The 5965-nt window shown below is 66.0% G+C and carries 4 protein-coding genes, 1 tRNA gene and 2 pseudogenes; 5 read left to right on the forward strand and 2 right to left on the reverse strand.

The window, feature by feature from the left end; genetic code table 11:
* A pseudogene (locus AC2SGK_RS17900) lies at window positions 1-324 on the forward strand (transposase); the annotation flags it as partial.
* A gap of 300 nt (window positions 325-624) precedes the next feature.
* On the opposite strand, the pseudogene AC2SGK_RS17905 reads toward AC2SGK_RS17900, so the two are convergent.
* Window positions 625-1021, reverse strand: a pseudogene (locus AC2SGK_RS17905) (DDE-type integrase/transposase/recombinase); the annotation flags it as partial.
* 652 nt (window positions 1022-1673) lie between these two features.
* A tRNA-Arg gene (locus AC2SGK_RS17910) sits at window positions 1674-1750 on the reverse strand.
* Window positions 1751-1865: 115 nt separating this feature from the next.
* Here AC2SGK_RS17910 and AC2SGK_RS17915 point away from each other — a divergent pair.
* The 4 genes from AC2SGK_RS17915 to AC2SGK_RS17930 all read left to right on the forward strand — a co-directional run bounded on the left by AC2SGK_RS17915 (window position 1866) and on the right by AC2SGK_RS17930 (window position 5577).
* Window positions 1866-2891, forward strand: a complete 1026-nt coding sequence (locus tag AC2SGK_RS17915) for a LacI family DNA-binding transcriptional regulator (protein ID WP_411837729.1) — start codon at window positions 1866-1868, stop codon at window positions 2889-2891.
* 56 nt (window positions 2892-2947) lie between these two features.
* Window positions 2948-3757, forward strand: coding sequence for a S49 family peptidase (locus tag AC2SGK_RS17920; RefSeq protein ID WP_488324756.1), 810 nt, complete (start codon window positions 2948-2950; stop codon window positions 3755-3757).
* 105 nt (window positions 3758-3862) lie between these two features.
* Window positions 3863-4786, forward strand: a complete 924-nt coding sequence (locus tag AC2SGK_RS17925) for a calcium/sodium antiporter (protein WP_488324757.1) — start codon at window positions 3863-3865, stop codon at window positions 4784-4786.
* A gap of 62 nt (window positions 4787-4848) precedes the next feature.
* The gene (locus AC2SGK_RS17930; RefSeq protein ID WP_488324758.1) at window positions 4849-5577 is read left to right on the forward strand and encodes an SDR family oxidoreductase; all 729 of its coding nucleotides are present in this window, start codon (window positions 4849-4851) and stop codon (window positions 5575-5577) included.
* Window positions 5578-5965 lie beyond the last annotated feature (388 nt).

Raw genomic sequence — 5965 nt, forward strand, 5'->3', positions numbered from 1 at the left:
GATCGACGCAACCTGTCTCAAAGCACGCCGCACGGCATCGAGCCTATGGCTGAAAAAAGGGGGCGCGGGCGTCGGATCGGGCGAACCGCAGGTGGCATGAACACCAAGTTGCACGCGGTTACCGACGCCAAGGGGCGGCCAATCGGGTTTTACATGTCTGCCGGTCCGGTGGGTGATTGCATCGGCGCAGCGGCGCTTCTGGGCAGCGTGCCGAAGGCGGGTTGGCTTTTGGCCGACAGAGGCCATGACGCCGATTGGCTCAGAGAAGCGTTGGAAGACAAGGGGATAAAGGTCTGCATCCCCGGACGGAAGTCCCGCAGAAGACCGTCAAATATGACTAGCGGCGCCACAAACCGAGGTGATGATCCTGGAGCGTGCAGGGGTCCTAGTACCCAGACCGCCTGGCGCGCGGCGCGGTTGCGCGGGAGTTCGAAGGGCGCTGTGGACCTGTCGCGTATCTGTGCCGCCCCTGATGCTCGTTCAGGCCCCTTGGCGTTTGAAGGTCAGCGGGCTTTCATTTTCCAATGCTGAGTGCCGAGGGAGCAGACTGTGGAGGCAGGTGACGTCCTGAACGATTGCCGTCTTGGTCCGTCGGCGGTTTTCACTGGGTCGCCGTGGGATCAGCTCTGCCGTGATGGTCTCGAATAAGGCCTCGACAGCGGTGTCGTCGTAGCAATTGCCGTTGCCGCTCATTGAGGTCTCCAGAGCATGATCGCGTAGGACCTTACGCTCGCCGTGCGCACGGCATTGACTGCCACGGTCGTCGTGGAAGATGCAGCGCCCGGGTGATGATTGCAGGGCGATGGCCATCCTCAGCGCCTTAGACTGCCGGATCGCGATTCATGCAGATGCCTACGGCTCAATCGATCACGCACCGGGAGTGCAGGTCAGGGATGACCGCCAGATACAGCCAGCCTTCGTGGGCCCAGACATGACTGATCTCGCCTGCCCAACTCTGGTTCGGTCGGCCGGCGGTGACGTCACGATCCCGCAGGTCTGGCGCGATATTGAGCGAGTGGTCGCGGACTGGGCGGCGCAGGTCATGCCATACCTGAATCGTGTCCTCTGCCGCCCATGGCATCTCTGCGTGCAGAGCCGCGGCAATTCGGTCAGCCTGATGTTCCGTCGGAGGCAGGACAAGGCGGGACCCTTCCCGTAGCGGCTTCAGCCTATCAATGTCACTTGATTTGAGATGGAGCGCCTGTCGGGCGAACTGCCCCTTGCCGAGTTCGGTCGAAGCATCGGCATTCGAGAGATGGACCGCCTGATGTCGCTGGTCGATGCGGGCGATTTGCCGGTCAGGAACGTCATCCATCCTATCACGCGGCGCCAACACTTGCGGGTTGATGAGTCGGCCATGGGAGCATTCGGGTGTCGTCTTTTAACCCTTAGCATGATCCAGTCCGAGTTCGGTTTGCCGTGGCTGTCCGCCCGTATACTTCTCCGCGACGCGGGTATCGCCGCCTATACTGCTGGAGGGCAAGGTCTTGCCAGGCTGTTCCTCAGAGCAAAGGCAGAGGCCATATTGAGGCGAAAGAGGTCATCTAAGTTCCTGATTTAAATATATAATATGGAATTTCGCAATACTCGAACGATTTTCCTTGACAGGAGGTGTGCACGGGAAGACCAAAACGTGCACTCTTATGCCTCATTTGCAGCAAAACTATAAATGTTGGTGACCCCGACAGGACTCGAACCTGTAACCTGCCCCTTAGGAGGGGGCTGCTCTATCCAGTTGAGCCACGGGGCCGTCGGCGACAGCTTTAGCGGCTGGACGGGGCCTTTGGCAAGGCAGCGATCGGCGGGCGGTTGTGGGCGGCGCTGTCCTTCGCTAACATCGGGTGTCCCGGCTCAGGAGCCTGCCCATGCTGCCCATCCGTCCCCGCCGCCCGCTGACCCTTCGTGACGTCTCGGAGGCGTCGGGCGTGTCGGAGATGACCGTCAGCCGCGTGCTGCGCAACCGCGGCGACGTGTCCGCGGCGACGCGCGAGAAGGTCCTGACCGCGGCCAAGACGCTGGGCTATGTCCCCAACAAGATCGCGGGCGGGCTGGCCAGCCAGCGGGTCAATCTGGTGGCGGTCGTCATTCCGTCGCTGTCGAACCTGGTCTTTCCGGACGTGCTGGGCGGCATTTCGGCCGAACTGGACGATACCGGGCTGCAGCCGGTGATCGGGGTGACCAACTACTCTCCCGCGCGTGAGGAGATGGTGCTCTACGACATGCTGTCCTGGCGGCCCTCTGGCGTGATCCTGGCGGGGCTGGAGCACAGCCGCGCGTCGCGGGCGATGCTGCAGAACTCGGGCCTGCCGGTGGTCGAGATCATGGATGTCGACGGCGAGGGCATCGACACGCTGGTGGGCATCTCGCATATCCGCGCGGGGCGCGAGATGGCGGCGCGCATCCTGGCGGCGGGCTATCGGCGCATCGGCTTCGTGGGCACGCACATGCCCGAGGATCACCGCGCGCGCAAACGCCTGCTGGGCTTCGAGGAGGGTCTGGGCCTGGCCGGGGTCCAGCTGGAGGCGCGCGAATACTATCAGGGCGGGTCGTCGCTGCTGAAGGGGCGCGAGCTGACCGAGCGCATCCTGGCCCGCGCGCCGGACCTGGATTTCCTCTACTTCTCGAACGACATGATCGGGGCAGGGGGGCTGCTGCACTGCATCGACCGGGGTTACGACATTCCGGGGCGGATCGGGCTGGCCGGCTTCAACGGGGTCGACCTGCTGGACGGGCTGCCGATGCGCTTGGCCACCACCGATGCGCGCCGCGTCGACGTGGGCCGGCGCGCGGCCCGACTGGTCTCGGGCAAGGACGCAGCACCCGAGGACCGTATCATCGCGCTGACGCCGACCTTCCTGCCCGGCGACACCATCCGCGAGGCCGCGTCCTGAGGCGCGTGCCGATCTGTCGCCTTGTGGGGTGCCCGCGCCCGGCCTATCTGTAGGCCATGCGTATTCCCGTGATCTCCCGCCTGATCTCCCGCAAGCCGCGCGTTGCGGTCATCCGCTTGTCCGGCACGATCGGCGGCGCCGGTCGCGGGGGCGGGCTGAACGACGCCGCCCTGGCCCCGGTGATCGAACGCGCCTTCCGCCGCGGCAAGCCGCTGGCCGTGGCGCTGGCGATCAATTCGCCAGGCGGCTCTCCGGTCCAGTCCTCGCTGATCGCGGCGCGCATCCGGCGGCTGGCGGACGAGACCGACATCCCGGTCCATGCCTTCGTCGAGGATGTGGCGGCCTCGGGCGGATACTGGCTGGCCTGCGCCGCCGACGACATCTGGGCCGATGACAGCTCGATCCTGGGCTCGATCGGGGTGATCTCGGCGGGCTTCGGGTTCCACCAGCTGATCGACCGCTGGGGGATCGAGCGTCGCGTGCATACGGCGGGCGAATCCAAGTCGACCCTCGACCCGTTCCGCCCCCAGAGCGCGGAGGACGTGGCCCGCCTGCACACCATCCTGGGGCCGATCCACGAGGCGTTCAAGGATCACGTCCGCGCCCGTCGTGGCACCCGGCTGGCCGCGGATCAGGACCTGTTCACCGGCGCCTTCTGGGCCGGCCGCGAGGCGGTGAGGCTGGGGCTGGCGGACGGCGTCGGGCACATGGTCCCGCATCTCAAGGCGCTCTACGGTGACAAAATCCGCATGGAGGTGCACGGCATGCGCCGACCCATGCTGCGGCGTCTGGGGCTGTCGGCGGACCTGCTGCTGGACGCCGCCGAGGATCGCGCCGCGTTCCAGCGCTTCGGAACCCGCGGATGATGGTGCGCGTCGTCGTCCTGTTCCTGCTGGTCATGGTGGTGGTGGCGGTGCTGACCGGCCCCGGTTTCCGGCGGGCCGTTCTGAGGATATTGGGGATCGACCGTCGTGATCGTTGAAATTCTGCTGGTCCTGGGGGGCCTCGCGCTGCTGGTGGCAGGGGGTGACCTGCTGGTCAAGGGGGCCGTGGGCCTGTCGCTGAAGCTGGGCATGACGCCCCTGGTGGTGGGCCTGACCGTGGTGGCCTTCGGCACCTCGGCGCCGGAGTTGCTGGTGTCGGTCTCGGCCGCGCTGCAGGGGTCCAGCGGCATCGCCATGGGCAATGTCGTCGGATCGAACATCGCCAACGTGCTGGTGATCCTGGGGGCCACGGCGCTGATCTCGGTCATCGTGACCAAGGGGCACGACCTGCGCGAAAGCTGGATGATGATGATGGGCGCCTCCGTCCTGCTGATCGCGCTGGCGATGACCGGTCAGATCGGCCGCATCGGCGGGGTGATCCTCCTGCTGGCCCTGGCGGCGGTGCTGTGGCGCCAGCTCTCCACCGGCGGGGCCGACGGCAACGAGATCGGCGGTCAGACCGAGGGCGCGGGCTGGGCACGCATCCTGATCTGGCTGGGGCTGGGGCTGGTCCTGCTGCCGGTGGGTGCGAACCTGCTGGTCGGCGGCGCGACCGAGATCGCGCGCGCCTTCGGCATCAGCGAGACCGTGATCGGCCTGACACTGGTCGCGATCGGCACCTCGCTGCCCGAGATGGCGGCCTCGGTCGCCTCGGCGCTGAAGGGGCGGGCGGACATGGCCCTGGGCAACGTCGTCGGCTCGAACATCTTCAACACCCTGGCCATTCTGGGCATCACCACGCTGATCGCGCCGCTGACGGTCCCGCCCGAGATGGTGCGCCTTGACCTGTGGGTCATGCTGGCGGCGGCGCTGCTGCTGTGGCCCTTCCTGTTCCGCGCGGTCAACGTGACGCGGGCGGTGGGCGCGGCCTTCATCGCGGCCTATGGCGTCTATGTCTGGGTGCTGCTGTGACGCCGGACGCAAAGGGGGGCGTCGCGCTGGTCACCGGGGGCGCGCGCAGGCTGGGCCGCGCCATGGTGCTGGAGCTGGCGCGTCACGGCCATGATGTCGCCATCCACTACGCCGGCTCTGCCGAGGAGGCCGAGGCGACCGCCGCCGAAGCGCGTGCCCTGGGCGTTCAAGCCGCGACCTTCCGGGCCGACCTTCTGGATGCGGACCGCACCGCCGCCTTGATCCCCGAGATCGGGGCGGCGATGGGGCCGCTGACGGTCTTGGTGAACAACGCCTCGATCTTCGAATATGACAGCATCGCGACCGCCACGATGGAGGGCTGGGACCGGCATCTGGGTTCGAACCTGCGCGCCCCGTTCCAGCTGATCCAGGCCTTTGCCGCGCAGGCGCCCAAGGCGCTGCCCGACGAGAATGGAGAGCCGCAGGCGCGCTGCCTGGTCGTGAACATGGTCGATCAGCGGGTGCTGAAGCCCACCCCGGAATTCATGACCTATTCCATCGCCAAGGCGGCGCTGTGGTCGCTGACCCGGACCGCCGCGCAGGGCCTGGCGCCGCATGTGCGCGTGAACGCGATCGGACCCGGCCCCACCCTGCAGGGCGCGCGACAGAGCGCGGCGCATTTCGCCGCGCAGCGCCGGGCGACCGTCCTGAAACGGGGGGCGGACCCGAAGGGCATCACCGATGCGCTGGCCTATTTCCTGACCGCGCGGGCGGTCACTGGACAGCTGATCTGCGTCGATGGCGGCCAGCATCTGGGCTGGCGCACGCCGGATGTGCTGGGGCCGGAATAGGTCCGATCCGGACCCGCCGCGACATTTGTCCACCCCGCGACCGACCTGTTGCACAACATGCGGATTTGGCGAGATATTTCCGTCAATCCACCCCGTTCAACAATAAAATATAACGAAAACAACGGCATTGGTTTGTGCCTAAAATAAGGGCAAATTCACGGAACTGTAACGATTGCTGGCCCCGGAGGGCCATCCTCACAGCCCGCCCACAGGATTATCCACAGATTCCGTGGAAAGCTTAACAGTTGCGCTTGGCCCCGCAAACTTGCAGCGGGGGACAGAATCACCACCTAGTACTACAGTTGCATTTGCCTTGCGTTTCTGGTTCATCTTTCTCTGGGATTGGGAGGGATTGTCATGTCTGTTGCGGATTGGTCGGGCAGTGTTT

It is taken from the genome of Paracoccus sp. NIOT.M2S5SZ12 (genome assembly GCF_057748165.1).

Coding starts and splice junctions, on each gene's coding strand:
- AC2SGK_RS17915 (WP_411837729.1), top strand. CDS start 1,866: ATGCTGCCCATCCGTCCCCGCCGCCCGCTGACCCTTCGTGACGTCTCG.
- AC2SGK_RS17920 (WP_488324756.1), top strand. CDS start 2,948: ATGCGTATTCCCGTGATCTCCCGCCTGATCTCCCGCAAGCCGCGCGTT.
- AC2SGK_RS17930 (WP_488324758.1), top strand. CDS start 4,849: ATGGTGCTGGAGCTGGCGCGTCACGGCCATGATGTCGCCATCCACTAC.